The following is a 20,413-nucleotide window of genomic DNA, read 5'->3' as shown; positions in this document are numbered from 1 at the left end:
TTTCAAATATTGTTGAAAATAACTTTAAAAATAATAACATTGAAAAGTTCTTTATTTATGCGTAAAATAAGTTTAATTATTCTTCTGTTGTTTTTGCAAAATGGATTTAGTCAAGAGACAAAACCTCGTTTTAATTACAATGCTAAATATGAACCCCAAACAGGAATTTATCATGGCGCTGGTCAAGATAAAAATGGCTTTCAGGATTATGTAAATGCAGTTGGGCAAGATAAAATGCCAGCAATTTACATGACTTATGTTAATATAACCGCACCAGTAAAAAGGATTGAATCTTGGGGAAAAGATTTAAAACATGTTTTAGATAGCTTGCCAAAAGGGATTATGCCCCAAATAGGTTTAGCATTTACTGGTGGTAAGGATACAGGGGCAGGTTTGGATAAAGAAGTTGCCAACGGAAAATATAATGCACAATTGGAAGCATTTTATAAGGTGTTATTAGATTTAGATAGGCCATCCTTTACCAGAATTGGTTACGAGTTTGAAGGTGATTGGAATGGTTATTCACCTGAGAGTTTTAAAAAAGTATTCATAACTATTTCTAAAGCATTTGAGGAAAAAAACATAAAATCGGCTACGGTTTGGTGTTCTGGTGGTGGCTCTGCAAATTTTATAGGTCTTGAAAAATTAATGGCATATTACCCAGGGAATGAATATGTGGATTGGTGGGGCATTGATGTTTTTAGTCCAGAAGAATTTTCAAATATTGGATTGAAAAACTTTTTTGATACTGCTCATACTCATAAAAAACCAGTAATGATAGGCGAATCTACACCAAGATACGTTGGAGTTTTAGATGGTGAAATTTCTTGGAATAAATGGTTTAAACCTTTTTTCGAAATGTTAAATGATAATCCGGGAATAAAAGCATTTTGCTACATCAATTGGGATTGGGAATATTGGTCTAACAAAAATGGGTTTCCATGGCATGATTGGAAAGATGCCCGTATAGAAAAAAATCCATTTGTATTGGAGGCATATAAAACGGAAATGGAGAATCCAATATTTATTCACCTTAATAACAAGTAAGAAAAAATGAAAAGCGTTCTATATTTAATAATAATTTTAAAGTCATTTGTCAGTTTTGCTCAAGAAAACTACAGTATTTCTTCTCAAAAAGATAGATTAAGACAATATTCTGGTCAGTGGGTAAGTGCTATAAATTCCCTCGCAGATAGTGTTGCAAAGCTTCCAGAAATAAAAATGAGTAGTATAAATAATTTCAATAATCATTCGCTCACGGTTGAAGTTTTACAAAAAGATAGTACTAATCAATACAATCCTATACTTCATGAAATTATTGGTTATGATCGTGTTACCGATACTGTTTTTGCAGCAGGTCATAATGGTGAAGGTGTTTTTTTTATAGGGAAAGGCAAGTTTTCTTCAGAAAATAATTGGACCATGCAGGATAAAGATCTTAATGGTAATAAAACCATGAAAGTTAATTTTAGTTTTAACAATTATACCGATGTTACTTTAGAAGGTCTAGATAATAATGAAAAGCGTTTATGGAAAACGAGATACATTAAAAATAATCCTAAAGACAAAAATATTGGTATTCAGCTCGTTTCTGTTCATGACGAGATGCTAAAAAAACCAGAACAAACCTTAATTCAGTTAGGTAGAATGGGGTATAGCTATGTTGAGACTTTTGTTTATAAAGAAGGTGGCTTTTATGGTCAAAGTCCAGAGCAGTTTAAGGTTATGGTTGAAAAAACAGGCATGAAATTTTTGGGCTCTATGACTTTTTTCGATCCTGAAGATAAAAATGATGATGCTGCAATAAATACGTGGTGGAATAAAACGATACAAGATCATAAAAAAGCTGGTGTTGAATATCTATCTACCTCAAATAGTAAATTAAAAGGCATCAAGACGATCAAAGAACTTCGAGAGTATTCTAATTATTATAATAAAGTTGGAAAACTTTGTAAAGAGAACGGACTTAAGTTTGTTTATCATAATCATGCTGATGAATTTTTAAAGGTAGAAGGTGTAGCCATTTATGATTATTTTCTTCAAAACACCAATCCTGAGTATGTCTATTTTCAATCTGATTTATATTGGATGCAGGTGGGTGGTGTAAATCCTGTTCATTATTTTAAAACCTATCCTAAACGTTTTATTAGTTGGCATGTGAAAGATTATAAAGAATTAGGTGAAAGTGGTAAAATAGATTTCAAAGATATTTTCAACTATAAAGAAATATCTGGAGTTCAATATATTTTATCTGAAGTTGAAGATTATAGCTTTCCACCTTTGTTTAGTGTCGGTTTAGCTTGGGAATATATTTATTATGAATTATAAAAATAAACGTTTGATTATGAAACCTTTTACAATGAAGTATCTTTTATTAACTATATTTTTCTTTACAATGATAAAAACAAATGCGCAAGACCAGTTTAGTGTTTTATTGTTTACCCAACATGATACTTGGCATTATAATACCATCCCTGTTGCAGTTAAAGCTTTTGAAGACATGGCAGCAGAAAATCAATTTCAATTTGATTGGACACAAAGGCCAGATGATCTTATAGAAAAATTACCAGAATATGATGTTGTAATATTTATGAACGCCAATGCCAATTTTTTGACTACAAAACATATGGATGCTTTAAAAGCATTTATGAAACGAGGCGGAGGCTTTGTTGGCATACACGGAACAGCAGATGGTGAAAACGATAATGCCTGGTTTGATGGTCTTGTTGGAGCGAAATTTGTGGACCATCCAAAATTACAAGCAGCAATTGTAAACGTTGAGAATAGTGATTTTCCAGCAACTTGGCATCTGCCAAAGAAATGGCTTCGCAGTGATGAGTGGTATAACTTTAAAAATATGAATTTAGATAAACTAACTATTCTAATGACTGTTGATGAAACTTCTTATGATTTTACTGCAGGTTATGATGACATTCCGTTAAAAGGCATGGGAGCAGAACATCCTATTTCTTGGTATCAAGAATATGAAGGAGGAAGATCGTTTTACACGGCTTTAGGTCATAAACCAGAATCGTTTAAAGACAAAAATTTTTTGGATCACATTTTTGGTGCAATATATTGGGTACAGCATAAATAAATTATATGCATAATTTTAGAGCCTATTTGGTTTTATCAAAAAAATAGAACTCACTTTACATTTACTAAAATAAATATTATGATAAAAAATCTAATGATAATTTCAATGGCCTTTTTTTGTGCTATTGGTTATAGTCAAACAAAACAAAATGCAAAATATGTATTTCTGTTTATTGGCGATGGTATGGGAGCAAATCAAGTTTATGCTACCGAAATGTATTTAAATGCAAAATCTAATGAGATTAAAGCTGACAAACTATTAATGAGTAGTTTTCCGGTGAACTCGAATATGACTAACTATTCAGCTAGTTCTTATGTTACCACATCTTGTGCAGCAGCAACGGCAATGTCAACCGGATTTAAAACGAATAATGGTATTATAGGAAAATCTCCCGATAAAAAAATAGCGTATGAAAACATATCTCAAAAAGCAAAAAAAGCTGGTTTTAAAGTAGGTATATTATCTAGTGTAATGATAGATCATGCTACTCCTGCAGCCTTTTACGCACATCAAAATTCTCGTAATATGTATTACGAAATTAGCATGGAGCTACCCAATTATAATATTGATTATTTTGGAGGTGGAGGCTTCCATCATCCTAAAGGAAAAAAAGGAGATCAACCAGATTCCTTTAAAAATGCTAAAAAGAAGGGCTATACCATTGCAGATTCTCATAAGGAATTTAATAAATTAAAAAATGGCGATGAAAAAATAATTGCCATAAATCCTGAAATGTATCCTTCAGGAGAATTTTACTGGGCCATTGATAAAAAGGAAGGCGCGCTTTCTCTTGCCGATTTTACAAAAAAAGGAATTGAAGTTATTGATAATGATAAAGGTTTTTTTATGATGGTAGAAGGCGGTAAAATTGATTGGGCATGCCATGGAAACGATGGTGTGTCCATGGTTCATGAAGTACTCGCTTTTAATGATGCTATTAAAGAAGCCTATGAATTTTATAAAGAACGACCAGATGAAACTTTAATTATTGTTACTGCAGACCATGAAACAGGTGCCTTGTCTACAGGGATAGATTATGCCACACATCCTGAATTGTTAAAATATCAAATAATTTCAGTTCAAGAGTTTAAAAGAAAAATGACAGAACTTAAAAATTCGGATCCAGAAGTTTCTTTCAATACTATTTTAGATTTAGTACAGGCAGATTTTGGCTTAGGAAACAATGATATCGGTTTGTCTTTAGATGATAAAGAATTAGCCTTATTAAAATCAGCCTACAGCAAACAGTTTAATGGAAATAAGAAAGTAAACGCGGATGCTGATTATTTAAGTAAAACCGCAGTAAAATCCGTTGGAGAAACAGCAGCCTTTATTTTGAATAAAAAGGCAGGAATAAGTTGGGGCTCTGGCGATCATTCTGGAACACCGGTTCCTGTTAGAGTTATAGGAAAGGGACAAGAAGAGTTCTCAGAATATTTCGACAATACCGATTTACCTAAAAAAATACAGAAACTTATGGGTATGTAAATGAATCATTTTAGATGAAATTCTTTTAAAAACATCTTCAATTTATATAATAAAAAAAGGAATAATATTCCACTATTCTTTTTCTCCGCTAACATAACAAGGAGCATTAACTTAATAAAAACACAATAAATCTAAAATTTATAAAATATGAAATACTCATTATTTCTCACATTATTCTTATTCCAAATCATTGGCTATTCGCAATCAGTTGATGAAAAGACCAGTTCTGAAAAAGGTGATGATAAGTTGCTATTAACAATTTTTCTTAAACATGATCAAAGTATGAATTTAAATGAGATTGAAAAGATAAGAACCGATCAAGGGTTTTATGAAAATTTCCCGCCAGAAGGTGTTTCTGTAGTTAATTGGTTTGTAGTTATGGGAATTGGACAAATGGTTGTATTGGAACTTCCTGCTTCAAAATTAGCTGCTGTAAATCTGGCGATTGAAAGAACAGCATGGAAAGCTTTTAAATCAGAAATGTATCCAACCTATGATTTATACCCTATTATGGAAAAAAAGTTAAAGAATAAGTCGAAGGTTACTTACTAGCATTTTAGCTTTTGAATTGCGTTATCTGAATAATCTTTTTTTAATACGAAAAAAATAAAATAAACTATTAATAATGTATCACTAAAAATAAATATATGAAATGTAAAAAAATATTATTAGCAATAAGTTTAATTTGTTTTCTTGCTGTAGATGCGCAAAACATTGTTTATGTATATGGAGATGTTGCTGCTGATGGTACAATACCATCCGGAAGTAAAAAACCATTTCACCAAATGCGTTTGAATGATGAAGGTGATTTAGGTATGAGTGGTTTCAAAAAAGCATTGGAAGCTGTTGGGTGTACTGTAAGCGAAGTTTACGATCAAGAAATTGTAATTAATGCCGAGTTTCTAAAGCCGATTGATGTTTTAATTTTAGGCTCAAATCAGCGCGTTTTTATTGAAGCAGAAGCTAAAGCCTTAAAGCGTTGGGTGGAAAAAGGTGGCGGAGTCATTACTTGGTCGGATAGTGGGTTTGGTGGAGAGTATAGCATTGTAGGTGTGGATAATGAAGTGGGGCGAATTTCTGACAATGTTTTAATGGAGCAATTCGGTATGTATTTTTTAACTGACAATGGTGCTGGAAACTATTTGGTGAATGAGTATACACAAGATCATTTTATTAATAAAAACAATAAACATAAAGGCGTTGCTTTTAGGGGAGAAGGAGTAAGTTTTGTTCGTGTTTCTAAACCAGCAGTAATTTTAGCTAAAGCGCAAGAAGGCGGATTAGGCGGTAGGTTAGTTGTAAATTCAAATGATGGTGAATTTAATGAAAATACGGATGTAGCTTTAGCATTAGCTGAAATAGGTAAAGGTAGAGTAGTAGGTGTTTTTGATCGTAATTTATTTTGGAATGCCGGTGCTGGCACCCGTTTAAGTCATTCGGATAATAGAGTATTTGCACAACGTATTGCACTTTGGGCAGCAGGTATAGAGGACGAGAAACGCTTTGAAAATGACACCAATGCTTTAGTTTCTGCAATAAATACACCTCCGACTATTACTATAGATTATACGTACTCAAAAACGGATAACAGTCTTGCAATTACGGCTGTGATTACTGACGAGGATAAAGATACCATTAGCCCGGAAATAGTATGGGAGCAGTTAGAAGGCCCTGCCGATTGTGAGTTCGAAAATAATAATCCCAATACTACAACACCACGTATTTTTATTCCCAAAGCAGGTAAATATGTTTTTAAAGCAAGTGTTTTAGATGGTGAGTTTGAAATTAATAAATTCTTAAACTATGTAAGGGAGTAAATTTATTAAAATGAAGATAAAAGAAAATTTATTTAAAATCTTTTTAGGTTTTAAATACATCATTTTGTTTTTAGTATTATGCACCTCATGTTATGCTCAAAACAAAAAGAGTAAACAAATTATAGAAAAAGGTGCAGAATTGGTCTTAATTTTAGATGATTATGAATTTACTGAAGGGCCAGCGACAGATAAAGTAGGGAATGTTTTTTTTACCGACCAACCGAATGACAGAATTTTAAAATGGGATGCAAAAACCAATTTAGTATCTGAATATATGAAACCTTCTGGTCGTTCAAATGGGCTTTATTTTGATAATGATGGCAACCTATTATCTGCTGCAGATGAAAAAAACGAATTATGGCTTATCAACCCAAATAAAGAGATAACCGTACTTGTAGATAACTATGATGGTAAAAAACTTAACGGGCCTAATGATTTATGGGTAGATGCTAAAGGCGGTATTTATTTTACAGATCCATATTATCAGCGTCCTTGGTGGGAACATAAAGAGCCTCAGCAAAATGAAAAAAGAGTTTATTATTTAGCATCAAATACAAATATACCACGAATTGTATCAAATGATAACTACGTACAGCCTAATGGTGTAATAGGAACTCCTGATGGGAAAACACTTTATGTTGCAGACCAAGCTGGAGAAAGAACGTATGTTTTTATTATTGACGAAAATGGAAATTTAACTAATAGAAAGTTATTTGTAGATATGGGATCTGATGGTATGACCATAGATAATTTAGGTAATATTTACTTAACCGGAAAAGGTGTCACTGTTTTTAATTCAGAAGGTAAAAAAATCAAACATATTGATGTACCTGAAGGATGGACAGCCAATGTAACTTTTGGAGGTTTAAATAAAAACATTCTTTTTATAACAGCCATGGATTCCATTTATACTTTAAAAATGAACGTTACAGGAGTTAATTAATGTGAAATATTTAAAAATAATTATTATGAAAAAAATGAAGTCTACAATTTTATTAATAGGAATTACGATGTTTTTATTTAATGCCTGTAATGATAATAATAGCACTAATGAAACACCTAGTATACTAGATGTTCATAAAGATACTTCATTAAAACTTGCGTTTGAAAATTACTTTTTATTAGGTAGTGCAATAAACGATGATATTGTTTCTGGAAAAGAGAATGTTTTAACCCAAATTGTAAAAAAAGAATTTAATACCATTACTGCAGAAAATTGTATGAAAGCAGAATCGGTAAATCCAACTCCAGGAGTTTACGATTTCAAAGCAGCAGATGATTTTGTTGCTTTCGGACAGGATAATAACATGTTTATTCTTGGACATACTTTAATTTGGCATAATCAAACACCTTCTTGGTTTTTTACCAACGAAAAGGGAGAACCTAATACTCCTAAAGAACAAAAAGAGCGATTGCGTAGCCATATTGAAGTAGTTGCAGGAAGATATGCAGGAAAAGTACAAGCTTGGGATGTTGTTAATGAAGTTATAGATAATGATGGTTCCTACAGACCAACAACTTGGGTAAATAGTATTGGTGATGGTGATGAAATGGTTAAACTAGCATTTAAATATGCTAGTGAATATGCACCTAATACAGAATTATATTATAATGATTTTAATGCTTGGAGACCAGAAAAAAGAGAAGGAATTGTACGAATGGTAAAAATGCTTCAAAAAGAAGGTATCCGTATAGATGGTATTGGTATTCAAGCACATTGGGGTTTAAATTTTCCTAAAAAGGAATACATTCAACAAGCTATTGATGCTTATGCTGCTTTAGGCGTAAAAGTTATGATTACCGAGTTGGATATTGATGTGTTACCTCTTACCAAAGAAGGACAAATTATTGGAACGAGTATGATGGAACCTCAATTTCAATTGGAAGAGTTTGAAACTTTTTTAGATCCCTACAAAAATGGATTACCAAAATCTATAGAAATTGAATTGGCAAATAGGTATAAAGACTTGTTTGAGATTTTCATCAAAAATAAAGATAAAATTGATAGAGTAACATTTTGGGGAATTCACGATGGTATGTCATGGAAGAATGACTATCCAATGCCTAACAGAACGAACTATCCACTTTTATACGATAGGGGGTTGCAACCAAAATTAGCCAGACAAGCTGTTTTGGGGACCGCCAAAGAAAAATAGTTTTTTAATGAACCTAATATTATTCTAAAGATTATTCAATAAATACATTCAAAAATGAAATCAAGAATACTCTTATGTCTTTTACTTGCCAGCCGTGCAATTTCTGACGGTGATGAGCAAGAAAAAAGTTTTAACAGCGAAAAAGATTTATTGCATGTCCAATTTGATTGTAAGACTGATGTTGATGATCTACCGACGGTCGCTGTAATGTCGACCATGTTGTCAGACTCAAATTTTAATGATATAAACTATCATGTGGTTGCTGGAACTTATGGAATTCTGGATGGATCATATGTTCCGCCTAATACTTTGTTCCAACTTGCTTTTGAAGATAACTGGACAGATGCATACAATAATTTTTTACCAGCTGTTAAGAAGGTTACAATTCTAATAGAAGCAATTTTAAACAAAGACGGTAATATTTGGATTGCTGAAGCAGGTCAGTCTGATTTTACTGCTTATTATAATGCTATTCCGTTAAAAGGTATGGGAGAGAAATATCTTATTTCATAGTATCAAGAATATGAAGGAGCAAGATCATTTTGCACTGTTTTAAGTCATAAACCTGAATCTTATAAAGATAAAAACTTTTTAGACCATATTTTTGGGGATATACTGGGCAGTTAATAAACAGAATAATTAATTATGAAATTTTTTTAGGACTATTTTGTTTATTATTTTTTCATCATCCTCTAATAAGCTCGAACCTATTGTTATTTTATCATCTGTAGCGTGAAATGATGGCTTTATACCAAATGAAAGTTTTGAAGTGGTCTATCCCAATTAATTATTATAATAATTTTGTTAAATTTTATTCAAATGAATATGAAAAAAGTAGTTATTCAAATCTTAAGAAAACTAAAAAGGAGTCTAGAATTTTTGTCAATTTTCTTTCTATTGTTTTTATTAGTAGCATGTAATGTTGAGTCTGATATTAAATTCCCAGTTAAAGTAGGTGTAAAACCAGAAAGCATAACAAAAGGATTTAATGGGAATTATTATGTTACTGTAATGAATGGTAAAGAAAATGGAGATGGTGAATTAGTTGAAATATCAACTAAGGGTGTTAAAGTATTTTCAAAAGGTTTTAATGAACCCAAAGGAATAGTTTTTATAAAGGAGCATTTATATTTTTCAGATATTAATTGTGTTTGGAAAGTAGATAAGGATGGAAATAAAAGTGTATTCGTTAAAAAAGAGGATTTCCTCAAAGAAGTATTGTATTTAAATGATGTTGCAATGGATGGTGATGGAACGGGATTCTATGTTGCAGATATGGGAGCAACAAATTATATGCGCGATAAAAATAATAATCTTTGGCCTTTAGAAAGTGATGAAGCTAAGTTAGTCCCACAATTGGGACGTATTTATCATGTTAATTTAGAAGGTGAAGTCATTGTTTATCAAGATACTTCCCCACTAATGTTAAACCCAAATGGAGTAGGTGTTGATAATGACGATAATATAATGGTTAGTTCTTTTTTCTTAGGAAATTTTTTAGTGATAAGAGATGGTAAATTAACACCATTAAAAGGTGAATTTAGAGGTGGTGATGCTGTTGAGCAAGATAGTGAAGGTAATTATTATATAAGTAGTTGGTCTCAGGGTAAAGTGTGGAAAATTAATAGAGAAACTGAAGAGTCTACCGTGTTAGTTGAAGGTTTAAAATCTGCAGCTGATTTTTATTTGGAAGAAAATAATAATAGATTATTAGTTCCTGATATGATGGCAGGTATAATATATGCCGTTGATATTAAAAAGTAGTTAATTAATTTTCCATTTATAAAAAAAGGAGCATTAACAACTTGTTAATGACTCCTTTTTTGACTAAAACTAAACTAATTATTCTATATAGGGTTTAATAGGAACAATAGTTCCATCTTCTTTATATGTGATTTCTGCAATTTTAACAGATCTTAAATGTGTAACTCCTTTAGAAAGGGAAGAATCATGATAAAATAAATACCACTTTCCTTCAACTTCACAAATAGAATGATGCGAAGTCCAACCCACTACAGGTTCAAGTATTTTGCCTTTATAAGTAAATGGTCCGTAAGGGCTGTCTCCAATGGCATAACAAATAAAATGAGAGTCTCCAGTAGAGTAGGAGAAGTAGTATTTGCCATTGTATTTGTGCATCCAGGAAGCTTCAAAAAAGCGTCTTTCAATATCGCCTGCTAACAGTAAATTTCCTTCTTCATCCAAAATTTCTAATTGTTTTGGAGTTTCGTCAAACTCTAATAAATCATTACTCATTTTAGCTACAATAGGTAGCAAAGCAGGTTCATTATCTTTTGGGATAAATGCAGTAGGACTATCTGGTTCATTAGCATTAAATGATCCCGATCTCCAGCGTTGTAATTGTCCGCCCCACAAACCACCAAAATACATGTAGTAACTACCATCATCATCTTTAAAAACGGCAGGATCTATAGAGAAACTTTCTTTAATGGCTTTAGGTTGAGCCTTAAATGGTCCGGTTGGAGATGAGCTAGTTGCTACACCAATTCTAAAAATTCCATCGTAAGCTTTTGCTGGAAAAAATAAATAGTACGTTCCATCTTTTTCATGTGCATCTGGAGCCCACATTTGTTTTTCGGCCCAAGCCACATCATTAACATGCAAAGCCACACCGTTATCTACGGCTTTACTATTTATAGAATCCATAGAAATAACATGGTAATCTTCCATCGCAAAATGACTTCCTAAATCATCGAAAGCCTCTCCGGCATCAATATCGTGAGATGGGTAAATGTATATTTTTCCATTAAAAACATGAGCCGATGGATCTGCTGTATAAATATTAGATACTATGGGTTGAGATATTGCTTTTTTATTTAAATCTTCAAAGTCTATATGTTTTATATTTTCTTCTGGCATTGTATAAAATTTTAATTATTTCTTCTTTCTTTTAAATCATTTTCAATTTGCACTTCTAATTTTTTATTTATTTCATAGAAAAATAAGAGTCCAGTACCTAATAAAAAGGGAATAGCAGGGTAAATACTTACCAACATTTTACTGCCCATAATAGTAGTTTCAGATTGTATTGCTAAATCAGCATTGTAACCGTAGCTTCCTAATATTGCCGTTAAAAGAGCACTACCAATACTTAAGCCTCCTTTTAAACCTATCATCATTGCAGAAAATATAATAGCTGTGGCACGGTGGTTTGTTTTCCATTCAGAAAAGTCGGCCACATCGGCAATCATTGCCCATAAAAGGGGAATTGTTATTCCATATAGAAATCCATGAAAAATTTGTGCTAGAAAAATTAACCCAATTGATGTTGAAGGAATGAAATAAAATAATATAATGAACAGCGTAGATAAGAATAAAAAAGTACCAAACACATCTCTTTTACCGTATTTGTCGGCTAAGTTTTTAGAGAACATTATTCCAATAATCATGAAACTAATTCCACCGGCATTAAACAATCCAAAACCAGCAGAAACAGGATTTTCTCCAAAGAAATTGATGCCAATATCAGATAAAAAGTTTAAAATAGGTTGTAAAAATTGTGTTAGTGCAGTTTCATCAACATAGTTTTCAAAATAATAAACATAAGAACCTCCTTTAATTGCTAAAGTTATAAAAACTAATGTGGTTAGTACAAGCATTATTACCCAAGGTTTGTTTTTTATTAAATCTGCCAAATCTTCTTTAACGCTCGATTTTTGTTCAGGTTTAGGAACAATACGTTCTTTGGTAGTAAAAAATGTAATTAATAACATTACGGTGCCAATAATTGCCAACCAAGTCATTACAACCTCAATACCAACAGCTTTATCTCCACCACCTGCAGTTTCTATAATTGGTAGCATAAATACTTGCACAAAGAATTGTGCGACCATAACAGCAATAAATCGATAAGATGAAATACTGTTTCGTTCACCCATATCACCTGTTATAACACCGCTTAATGCAGAATATGGTAAGTTGTTTGCTGCATATAACAAAAGCAGTAATGTGTAAGTTACTACGGCATAAATAACTTTCCCTTTGTAATCAAAATCGGGAGTACTAAATGCTAATAGAGCAACAACTCCAAGAGGAACGGCGGTCCATAAAATCCAAGGTCTAAATTTGCCCCATCTTGTGTTGGTTCTATCGGCAATGGCTCCCATTATTGGGTTGAAAACAAAGGCAGCAATTAGGCCAACTGTTAATATAATTATGGAAGCATCATTTGGTTGAAGCCCATAAATATCTGTATAGAAATAGGCCAAATAAGTCATTAATGTTTGAAAAACAAGGTTAGCAGCAAGATCTCCCAGACTGTATCCAATTTTTTCTTTAATTGATAGTTTTTGCGTGTTAGAATCCATAATTATTCGTCGTTATTTTGTTTAAGAGCTATAACACTGTCGTATGCTTTTTTTGTTGAAAAATTCCTATCGAATAAAAGTGGGTAGTTTGTACGCCCTTTTATAGGCCAATTATTTAGCCAAGATTGTTTATCTGTAACACCCCAAAAAGTAACTCTACCAATTTTATCTTTATGTTTTAAAAACAATTTAAAAATAGCTTCATATCGGTTTGCTAATTTTACTTGTATAGAATCTGGCAGTGCTTTTTGGTATGGATCCATTGTTTTATCACCTACAAGCTCGTCGTAATTTTGACTCACCTCAGCACCTTCTAAATCCCAAGGGTTTGGTAATGCTGTTACATCTAATTCTGTAATCATAACTTTAACACCAAGTTTAGAATATTCAATAATGCTATTTTCAATATCTTCGAGAGAAGGACCATTTAAACTCCAATGTGCCTGCATACCAATACCATCTATTCTTATTCCTTTTGCTTGTATTTGTTTTACTAGTTTTATTGCACCAGCTCGTTTTGCTGGTTTCCACATATTATAGTCGTTATAAATTAATTCAGCTTCAGGATCTGCAATAGAGGCAGCTTTAAAGGCTTGCTCAATATAATTTTCGCCTAAAACATTATAAAATATAGATTGTCTTAAGGTTCCATCTTCATTTAAAGCTTCATTAACAACATCCCAAGAATTAATTCTACCTTTATATTTAGTGACAATAGTATTAATATGGTGCTTAACCTGGTTTGCCATTACCGTACTATCTTCAATTTCTTGCATCCATGGCGCTAATTGGCTATGCCAAACAAGGGTGTGCCCAACAATATGAGCATTCATTTTTTCGCCTAGATCCACATATTTATCTGCTACATCAAAATAAAAGGAATCTTTTTTAGGATGAATTTGTTCCCATTTCATTTCGTTTTCGGGAGTTAAGGCATTAAACTCCTTTTTTAGTAAATTAACAGCTAGAGTGTCCGTGCCTTCTATCTGGTCTTTATTAATTGCCGCACCAATAAAAAAGTCGTTTTGAAAAGCTTGCTTTAACGAAACCGAATTCTCTTTTATTGGGTCGTTTTTACAATTAAATAAAGTTAAAAGAAGTACAAATAAGATAAGATATTGTTTTGTTTTATTAATCATAATGTAATTTTAAAAAGATAAACAAGAGCGATTTTACTCTTACTTTGATGTTAATAAAAGTACTTTTAATGAAGATGTTTTGGTAAAACAAAATGGACTAATCTTGCAACAATTGTTGCGATATTTGATTAAATCCCTAGGATATACCTCGTTTGTTTGGTGCGCATCATTTTTCTCTATATTAGAACACATGTGTTTGAGAAATAATAGCAAGCTTTGTAGAAGTTAATATACGAGCTAGAAACTGTTATTTGTTTTTAGAAAAACAAAAGGTAAGACATTCTCAGTCTATCTGTTTTTTTGAGAAAACGGATATCAGGATTTTTAATTTATAACTATTGGAGTTCTGTAAAGATTATTAAACTTTAAATTCTGCCCATAATGGATAATGGTCGGATATAAGCCAAGACAAACTGTTTTTTGTTAGCTCACGATTTTTTAAAGCAAAAGGAACAAAGTCGTAATTACCACCATTTAAAAATTCCATAGAAAGTTTAGGGCCTTTATTTTCACTATTAAACCAAGCAATTTGATCGTAGTATTTTGTGGTGTTGAAAATGGATCTCGTTACGCCTTCATTTTGAAGTTGAGGTGGTACATACAATCCTTCGGAAAGAAATGTTTGGTCTAAAAGATCGCCACGTTCATCTATATTAAAATCTCCCAAAACAATAAAATCTTGATGATAAGCATTGATGCTATTTGCCCAACTAGAAAGCCATTTGGCAATACCTTTTAATTCATCGATTCTGCTACTTGGGCTGCTACCGTATAAAATATGCAAGGTTACTAATATAAAGGTATGATTGTTTGATTGAAAACTTACAGCATAAGGCGATCTCACAAATTGATTCGATAAGGCGTGGTCCTTAATATCATCTTCCCACTCCTCTGGTACAACCAATTCTCCTGCTAATCCCGATAATTGTACACGTCTTTTATCAAAAAGATAAGCCATGCGTTCCCCATTGCCCACTTTACCTTTATTAACATCGGTTAATATAAAAGACCAATTAGTACCTAAAACTTTTAAGGTATCCCTCAAAGCTCTAATGTTATCTTTCACCTCTTGTACGGCAACCACATCAAACCTGCTAATAATTTCAGCAATGCATAAAACAGAATGTAAATCACGTTTAGGAGAGTCGGTATCATCAGAATCCCATTTTCGAGTTAAATTACCAAAAGCACGTATATTCCAAGTGGCAATTAAAAGGTTTTTATCTAATTTTTTTGAAGGGATTTTAGCGTTCAAATCTACTTTTAGTAAATTCAAATTGTCTTGCACTTCGGATGGCGGTATATCTGTAGCGGAAATCATACTCTAAATATAGCTAAAAATTGCTTTAATTTTAAATTTTGATACTGAAATTATTGAATTTAGTGCGGTGTGTTTTTGTTTCCTAGCATTTATTGGTGCTATTTATTTTAAAATATCATTATCAAGTTTTTAATAACACTTTACGGAAACTCCAAAATGTTTTAAAAATAAAATATGTAGCCGTTTACGCTAAGAGGTTTGCGAAATATATCTATATTTAACCTGTAATAAACCTTAAGCTAGTTTATTGCCATTCTTCCCTAAAGAATATTTAATAAAAAATAATAACCAAGGTTATATTAGATAAAAGTAAGAAAATAGTTATTTATGGGTTGGAGTTTATGGCTTAAATTAATAGTTGTTTTTTGACATTTGCACTTGCAGCAATATAGTTAGTTTTATGACAGAGCCTAAAGCAGAGGACTTTGAAAATTCTGTATAGAACAATTTAATAAATTACATCTTCGAAATACCTTATGAAGATAAAGTTATTTATTCTGGAGGAATAAAAAAACCAAGTATTTCAGGTATTAATGCAACGATGAGTCGTCGGAAAGTATCTTTCTGTTTTGATTATAACCTTTTTGATTCTGAAACTAAACTTGAATTAGCTGAAAGTAGAATTTTGAAATTAAGTAAAACAAAAAGCGGAAAAAATATTTTTGGACAGATAATTATGAGCTGTTTAAAAAAGATCATTTTAAGGGATCAATGATAAACGATGAAATTTCAGAAAAAATTAAAATCAAATTTTATAAATTCTGAAAAGCCTCAATAGGGTTAGAGTTGTCTAAAGTTAATCCTAGTTCAAATTTCACCCAAACAAAAATGCATTTCTTAAAAACCCAACACAACCTCATAATTTTAGCTGTACTTGTTTTCAGTTGCTGTTCTCAACAAAAGCATCCGTTTTCAAAAGAAGATTTGGCGGCTCAGCAAGCCTTTATTGGGCTTATTGATATTACGCTCAATAATGTGAACAAAATAGCTTTAATAGATTCCATAAAAACATTAAAACTTCCTACGAAAGAAGGCTCAGTTAAAGCCTATGAAAAAGGAGGCTATGTAGATAAACCTATAACGCGATCGGAAGAAGATCGGCATATGCAAATGTATCGTGATGTTATGGCGTTTATAAATGTTGGGGTTGGAGATTGTTTTTTACCGTCATCGGATTATAAATTTAGAACAGAAGATTTTGTTTACAATGTAAAACCGTGTTTGGGTGAGTTGTATCCGGAAATTCAGGATAAATTATTTACAGAATTTTCTAAAACAGCCACAATTGGTAAACACGTGTTTAAGGAAGTAAACAGTTTACTTGCGCTACACGGCACAGAAATGGGTATGGTGCAACTTTATGACGATGGGTATTATTTTATTTTCTTCGAGAAAAGCAACAAAGCGAAAGTTTATTCTATTTTTGAAGGTTTAAGTATGCAAATAGGCGACCATAATACGGTGTTTAAGGATTATAGGCGTAAATAATATATTAGAATGAAAATAAAACAAATAATCCTATTGGTTTTTAGTTCCTTTATAGCGTTGTCGTGTAGGGAATATGTTGATAAGGGTTTAACAAACTATCGGTATTTTGACAGGGCTTTGGCAGATACTATTCCGAAGAAAAAACTGAAAGCGGTTACAAACGAGGCATATCTGCAATATGGAGTTAACGTTGCTTTTGTAAATGAAAGTAATGATACTGTAATTCCGTTTGGGAAATATGCATACTACGGCTCGGATACATTAGAATTCTATGCCAATGTTATGGAGCATCCCAATGATAGTACGTATGGACGCCAGATAGCCATAGACAGAAACGAGCATATTCTATTCGATCTTGTTATGTTTGATAATGGACCGGAACCGATTAAAGGTGGGTTAACGCGAGTGCTTCGAAATGGTAAAATGGGATATGCTAACGTATTTGGACAGGTTGTAATTGCCTGCAAATATGATTATGTGAAATGGTTTGAAAACGGAAAAGCTGAAGTAACTTACAATGCCAAAGAATTTTTTGATTTAGATGAACACAGAGCTATTGAAAGTGAGGAATGGTTTTTGATTGATAAAAAAGGAAAGCGGGTAGAATAAAACCCTAATTGATAATTATGAATGACACGACTATAATTGTTGCACTAGTTATTATCTTGATTTGCCATTTAGCAGTGATTTCGATTGGGTATAAAATAAAAAAGACCGTATTATCTATTTCTTATGTAAACGCGATTTTTGTGATCGCGTTGCTTGTTTTTTGGGGTGTCGATATCGTGAATATTAAAGAGCATCACTTCGAATTTAGAGAGTTAATTTTGCTAGGCTTGGAAGTCTGTATTTTAATATGCGCTATTTATTCGATTACAGGGTTCTATAATAAAACCTTTGTAAAAGTGATAAATTATATCGGGTTTTGGTTTCATGTATTGGCTTTAGTAGGAATGCTTATTTTTATGTGGACTTTTACGCTTAATGGATTTTATTAATATTGTGTAAACTGCGGTTACTGGGGCGTTTTGGTTTTTATTTCCTAAATTATTGATACAAACAACGACGTTAATTTTTAAAACATAAATACAGCACACGGAATGAGCATAGAGCAAGCCTATAATATTTGGGCAAATCAATACGACACAAACGAAAACCGCACAAGAGATTTAGATAAAACGTGCACTATTGAGACTTTAAGTAAATATAAGTTTAGTAATGTACTAGAATTATGTTGTGGCACAGGGAAAAATACGGAATGGTTATTAGCGCATGCACAGCAAATAATTGGTTTAGATTTTTCGGGAGAAATGCTTAATAAAGCAAAGGAAAAAATAGTAGACGATAAGGTTACTTTCAAAAAAGCAGACTTAACTCAAAACTGGGAAATCGACAATAATTTTGCCGACCTTATAACTTGTAGTTTAACGCTAGAGCATATAGAAAACTTAGATCATATTTTTAATCAAGCATATTCAAAATTAAAAAAGAATGGCTTGTTTTTTATTAGTGAATTACATCCTTTTAAACAATATTCGGGTAGTAAAGCTAGGTATGAAACGGAGCAAGGTACGAAGGAATTAGAAGTGTATATTCATCATGTTTCGGAATATATTGATGATGCCAAAAAGCATGGTTTGGAATTGGTTGAATTAAAAGAATGGTTTGATGAAGACGCAGAACATGGATTGCCTAGATTAATTTCTTTTGTGTTTGAAAAATAAAAAATGTGATGTACTCAGTTTTTAAAAAGTTAAATTTATTTTTTTTACTCTTTGTTGTCCTTCAATGTAATCTAATTGAAGCTCAGGATAGCGATTTTGTTACTGGTAAACTTATTAATGCTGTAGATAAAACGCCAATCTCTTTTGCGACCATACTTATTAAAAATAAAGGGAAAGGGTTAATCTCGAATAATGATGGCGGATTTAAAATTCCGGTTAGATTACAAAAATCGGCCGATACTTTAGTGATATCTTCAATTGGTTTTACCTCGGCAGAAATACCATTATCTAGCCTAAGTAAAAACACGATTAACACCATAGTTTTAAAAGAGAAGATAGAACAACTAGATGAGATAACGGTTGTTGCTTCTAAGAAAAAAACACGTTGGGATGCGAAAGATATTGTTCAATTAGCATTAGATAATATTCCCGAAAATTATCCGTTTACGCCTTTTTCTTATGTGGGTTATTATAGAGATTATCAAATAAAGGGCGGCGATTATTTAAACCTAAATGAGGCCTTAATGCAGGTTTTCGATTCTGGTTTTGCTACCAGCGATTTAAAAGATACGGAAACTAGAATATACGAGTATAAAAAGAATATCGTTTTCCCAAGAGATAGCATAGCTGCCAAACCTTATAATGATAAGAATGGAAGCAAATTGATTTCTAGCGCCAAAATATCTGCGCCAGGAGGAAATGAATATACTATGCTGAGGTTAAGTGATGCCATACGTAATTACAATGTGGATAGTTACGATTTTGTGAAAAGGTTAGATTTAGATTTTGCAAATAACCATAAGTTTAAATTGTTGCCTGATACGTTTATAGATAACATCCCGCTTTATGCCATAGATATTTCTAAATGGGTATTGAACACGAGAATTTCGGGTAAAATTTTTATTAGTAAAGGAGATTTCAAAATTTATAAAATGGAATATGCTGTTTATAATAAGCGGGAATCTGGTAAATCTAAAAAGAAGCAATCCGATTCTAACGTTTCAGAAAAGAAGAGAAAGGATTTGGGTAAATTACTTTATGAAATTATTTTAGAGTATCAATCGTATAACGGAATTATGTATCCTAATTATATTTCTTTTAATAACTCGTTTGAAAGTTTACAACCGCCTAAGTTTTTTACAAGTGATGCGAAAATCAATTATTCAATAGATTATATTCTTACTTTTAATAGTTTAGAACTTACGTTTAACAATGCGCCATTATTAAAAAAGGCGATGAAAAAAAGAAACTACGCATTGTTGTATAAAGATAAAAAAGTAAAAATAGACAGTATTGAGGTTAAAAAGAATGTTGTGTTTTTATACCTGAATAAACAAGTGATTTTAGATTACAAACAGCTCCAAGGGTCTAGTCAATCTGTTTACGATGATATTAAGATCGATATTGAAAACCTTACGGACGTTAACGGTAATGAGTTACACCAACGGGACTATGTTAGTTATAATCAATACCGAGAGTTTTTTGTGCAAGAACTTCAAATAAATGCTGAAAAACCGATGGATAGTTTGTTTATGATTAAAAACAGACCCATTTTTAAAAATCAAGCTATTGCTCCGTTTAATAAACTTTCCGATTATTGGATGAATACGCCTTTGAGGGATTGATTGGGTAATTAGCACCTCGCTGGCTCAAGCAAAACGTTGTTGCTAGTGTTTTTGCTCTCGCGATTATGGGAATTGATATAAACTAAGATTAAAACTCACTCTAAAGAATTTTGGGCAGAATTGTCTAAACATATTCCAAATTGGAAAGAAATGGATGATAAGATGTATGGAATGAAATTGTAATTATTCTTATAGTTCTTCAGGTATATAATAACTAGCGGAGTATTGGA

Annotated in this window: 19 protein-coding genes; 15 read left to right on the top strand and 4 right to left on the bottom strand. The window is 32.0% G+C overall.

Annotation, left to right across the window (positions count from 1 at the left end; translation table 11 throughout):
• The first annotated feature begins 57 nt into the window (after positions 1-57).
• The 10 genes from M4I23_RS16480 (at position 58) to M4I23_RS16435 (ending at position 10,322) form a co-directional block, all read left to right on the top strand.
• Positions 58-1,047, top strand: a complete 990-nt coding sequence (locus M4I23_RS16480; RefSeq protein ID WP_249755135.1) for a hypothetical protein — start codon at positions 58-60, stop codon at positions 1,045-1,047.
• A 6-nt stretch (positions 1,048-1,053) separates the two neighbouring features.
• Positions 1,054-2,328, top strand: a complete 1,275-nt coding sequence (locus tag M4I23_RS16475) for a sugar phosphate isomerase/epimerase (RefSeq protein ID WP_249755134.1) — start codon at positions 1,054-1,056, stop codon at positions 2,326-2,328.
• Positions 2,329-2,344: 16 nt separating this feature from the next.
• Entirely contained in the window at positions 2,345-3,097 is a 753-nt protein-coding gene (locus M4I23_RS16470; RefSeq protein ID WP_249755133.1) for a ThuA domain-containing protein, read from the top strand.
• A gap of 78 nt (positions 3,098-3,175) precedes the next feature.
• On the top strand, positions 3,176-4,585 hold the full coding sequence (locus M4I23_RS16465; RefSeq protein ID WP_249755132.1) for an alkaline phosphatase: 1,410 nt from the start codon (positions 3,176-3,178) through the stop codon (positions 4,583-4,585).
• A gap of 147 nt (positions 4,586-4,732) precedes the next feature.
• Positions 4,733-5,137: a hypothetical protein gene (locus M4I23_RS16460; protein WP_249755131.1), complete on the top strand. Its 405-nt coding sequence runs from the start codon at positions 4,733-4,735 to the stop codon at positions 5,135-5,137.
• Positions 5,138-5,232: 95 nt separating this feature from the next.
• On the top strand, positions 5,233-6,402 hold the full coding sequence (locus M4I23_RS16455) for a hypothetical protein (RefSeq protein ID WP_249755130.1): 1,170 nt from the start codon (positions 5,233-5,235) through the stop codon (positions 6,400-6,402).
• A 10-nt stretch (positions 6,403-6,412) separates the two neighbouring features.
• A complete protein-coding gene (locus M4I23_RS16450; protein WP_249755129.1) occupies positions 6,413-7,345 on the top strand; it encodes an SMP-30/gluconolactonase/LRE family protein in 933 nt (310 codons plus the stop codon).
• Between the two features lie 25 nt (positions 7,346-7,370).
• Positions 7,371-8,558 carry an endo-1,4-beta-xylanase gene (locus tag M4I23_RS16445; RefSeq protein ID WP_249755128.1) on the top strand — a complete coding sequence of 396 codons (1,188 nt, stop codon included), beginning with the start codon at positions 7,371-7,373 and terminating at the stop codon, positions 8,556-8,558.
• A 54-nt stretch (positions 8,559-8,612) separates the two neighbouring features.
• A complete protein-coding gene (locus M4I23_RS16440) occupies positions 8,613-9,071 on the top strand; it encodes a hypothetical protein (RefSeq protein ID WP_249755127.1) in 459 nt (152 codons plus the stop codon).
• Positions 9,072-9,383: 312 nt separating this feature from the next.
• Positions 9,384-10,322 carry an SMP-30/gluconolactonase/LRE family protein gene (locus tag M4I23_RS16435; RefSeq protein WP_249755126.1) on the top strand — a complete coding sequence of 313 codons (939 nt, stop codon included), beginning with the start codon at positions 9,384-9,386 and terminating at the stop codon, positions 10,320-10,322.
• A gap of 78 nt (positions 10,323-10,400) precedes the next feature.
• Here M4I23_RS16435 and M4I23_RS16430 read toward each other — a convergent pair whose 3' ends face one another.
• The 4 genes from M4I23_RS16430 to M4I23_RS16415 form a co-directional block, all read right to left on the bottom strand.
• Positions 10,401-11,438: a glycoside hydrolase family 43 protein gene (locus M4I23_RS16430; protein ID WP_249755125.1), complete on the bottom strand. Its 1,038-nt coding sequence runs from the start codon at positions 11,436-11,438 to the stop codon at positions 10,401-10,403.
• Positions 11,439-11,449: 11 nt separating this feature from the next.
• Positions 11,450-12,886, bottom strand: coding sequence for an MFS transporter (locus M4I23_RS16425; RefSeq protein ID WP_158847626.1), 1,437 nt, complete (start codon positions 12,884-12,886; stop codon positions 11,450-11,452).
• 2 nt (positions 12,887-12,888) lie between these two features.
• Positions 12,889-14,025: an endo-1,4-beta-xylanase gene (locus M4I23_RS16420; protein WP_249755124.1), complete on the bottom strand. Its 1,137-nt coding sequence runs from the start codon at positions 14,023-14,025 to the stop codon at positions 12,889-12,891.
• 358 nt (positions 14,026-14,383) lie between these two features.
• Positions 14,384-15,346 carry an endonuclease/exonuclease/phosphatase family protein gene (locus M4I23_RS16415; RefSeq protein ID WP_158847630.1) on the bottom strand — a complete coding sequence of 321 codons (963 nt, stop codon included), beginning with the start codon at positions 15,344-15,346 and terminating at the stop codon, positions 14,384-14,386.
• 828 nt (positions 15,347-16,174) lie between these two features.
• On the opposite strand from M4I23_RS16415, the gene M4I23_RS16410 reads away from it, so the two are divergent.
• From M4I23_RS16410 to M4I23_RS16390, 5 genes are all read left to right on the top strand, one after another.
• The gene (locus M4I23_RS16410; RefSeq protein ID WP_158847632.1) at positions 16,175-16,834 is read left to right on the top strand and encodes a hypothetical protein; all 660 of its coding nucleotides are present in this window, start codon (positions 16,175-16,177) and stop codon (positions 16,832-16,834) included.
• Positions 16,835-16,843: 9 nt separating this feature from the next.
• Positions 16,844-17,443 carry a WG repeat-containing protein gene (locus tag M4I23_RS16405; RefSeq protein ID WP_158847634.1) on the top strand — a complete coding sequence of 200 codons (600 nt, stop codon included), beginning with the start codon at positions 16,844-16,846 and terminating at the stop codon, positions 17,441-17,443.
• Between the two features lie 17 nt (positions 17,444-17,460).
• Positions 17,461-17,832 carry a hypothetical protein gene (locus M4I23_RS16400; RefSeq protein ID WP_158847636.1) on the top strand — a complete coding sequence of 124 codons (372 nt, stop codon included), beginning with the start codon at positions 17,461-17,463 and terminating at the stop codon, positions 17,830-17,832.
• 102 nt (positions 17,833-17,934) lie between these two features.
• On the top strand, positions 17,935-18,558 hold the full coding sequence (locus tag M4I23_RS16395) for a class I SAM-dependent methyltransferase (protein ID WP_249755123.1): 624 nt from the start codon (positions 17,935-17,937) through the stop codon (positions 18,556-18,558).
• An 8-nt stretch (positions 18,559-18,566) separates the two neighbouring features.
• Positions 18,567-20,183: a carboxypeptidase-like regulatory domain-containing protein gene (locus M4I23_RS16390; RefSeq protein ID WP_249755150.1), complete on the top strand. Its 1,617-nt coding sequence runs from the start codon at positions 18,567-18,569 to the stop codon at positions 20,181-20,183.
• The last annotated feature ends 230 nt before the right edge of the window (positions 20,184-20,413 follow it).

It is taken from the genome of Algibacter sp. L4_22 (genome assembly GCF_023473045.1).
GTDB lineage: Bacteria > Bacteroidota > Bacteroidia > Flavobacteriales > Flavobacteriaceae > Algibacter.
Note: the sequence above shows the minus strand (reverse complement) of the source record. Positions and strands in the feature narration are given on the sequence as shown.

Coding starts and splice junctions, on each gene's coding strand:
- M4I23_RS16480 (WP_249755135.1), top strand. CDS start 58: ATGCGTAAAATAAGTTTAATTATTCTTCTGTTGTTTTTGCAAAATGGA.
- M4I23_RS16475 (WP_249755134.1), top strand. CDS start 1,054: ATGAAAAGCGTTCTATATTTAATAATAATTTTAAAGTCATTTGTCAGT.
- M4I23_RS16470 (WP_249755133.1), top strand. CDS start 2,345: ATGAAACCTTTTACAATGAAGTATCTTTTATTAACTATATTTTTCTTT.
- M4I23_RS16465 (WP_249755132.1), top strand. CDS start 3,176: ATGATAAAAAATCTAATGATAATTTCAATGGCCTTTTTTTGTGCTATT.
- M4I23_RS16460 (WP_249755131.1), top strand. CDS start 4,733: ATGAAATACTCATTATTTCTCACATTATTCTTATTCCAAATCATTGGC.
- M4I23_RS16455 (WP_249755130.1), top strand. CDS start 5,233: ATGAAATGTAAAAAAATATTATTAGCAATAAGTTTAATTTGTTTTCTT.
- M4I23_RS16450 (WP_249755129.1), top strand. CDS start 6,413: ATGAAGATAAAAGAAAATTTATTTAAAATCTTTTTAGGTTTTAAATAC.
- M4I23_RS16445 (WP_249755128.1), top strand. CDS start 7,371: ATGAAAAAAATGAAGTCTACAATTTTATTAATAGGAATTACGATGTTT.
- M4I23_RS16440 (WP_249755127.1), top strand. CDS start 8,613: ATGAAATCAAGAATACTCTTATGTCTTTTACTTGCCAGCCGTGCAATT.
- M4I23_RS16435 (WP_249755126.1), top strand. CDS start 9,384: ATGAAAAAAGTAGTTATTCAAATCTTAAGAAAACTAAAAAGGAGTCTA.
- M4I23_RS16430 (WP_249755125.1), bottom strand. CDS start 11,438: ATGCCAGAAGAAAATATAAAACATATAGACTTTGAAGATTTAAATAAA.
- M4I23_RS16425 (WP_158847626.1), bottom strand. CDS start 12,886: ATGGATTCTAACACGCAAAAACTATCAATTAAAGAAAAAATTGGATAC.
- M4I23_RS16420 (WP_249755124.1), bottom strand. CDS start 14,025: ATGATTAATAAAACAAAACAATATCTTATCTTATTTGTACTTCTTTTA.
- M4I23_RS16415 (WP_158847630.1), bottom strand. CDS start 15,346: ATGATTTCCGCTACAGATATACCGCCATCCGAAGTGCAAGACAATTTG.
- M4I23_RS16410 (WP_158847632.1), top strand. CDS start 16,175: ATGCATTTCTTAAAAACCCAACACAACCTCATAATTTTAGCTGTACTT.
- M4I23_RS16405 (WP_158847634.1), top strand. CDS start 16,844: ATGAAAATAAAACAAATAATCCTATTGGTTTTTAGTTCCTTTATAGCG.
- M4I23_RS16400 (WP_158847636.1), top strand. CDS start 17,461: ATGAATGACACGACTATAATTGTTGCACTAGTTATTATCTTGATTTGC.
- M4I23_RS16395 (WP_249755123.1), top strand. CDS start 17,935: ATGAGCATAGAGCAAGCCTATAATATTTGGGCAAATCAATACGACACA.
- M4I23_RS16390 (WP_249755150.1), top strand. CDS start 18,567: ATGTACTCAGTTTTTAAAAAGTTAAATTTATTTTTTTTACTCTTTGTT.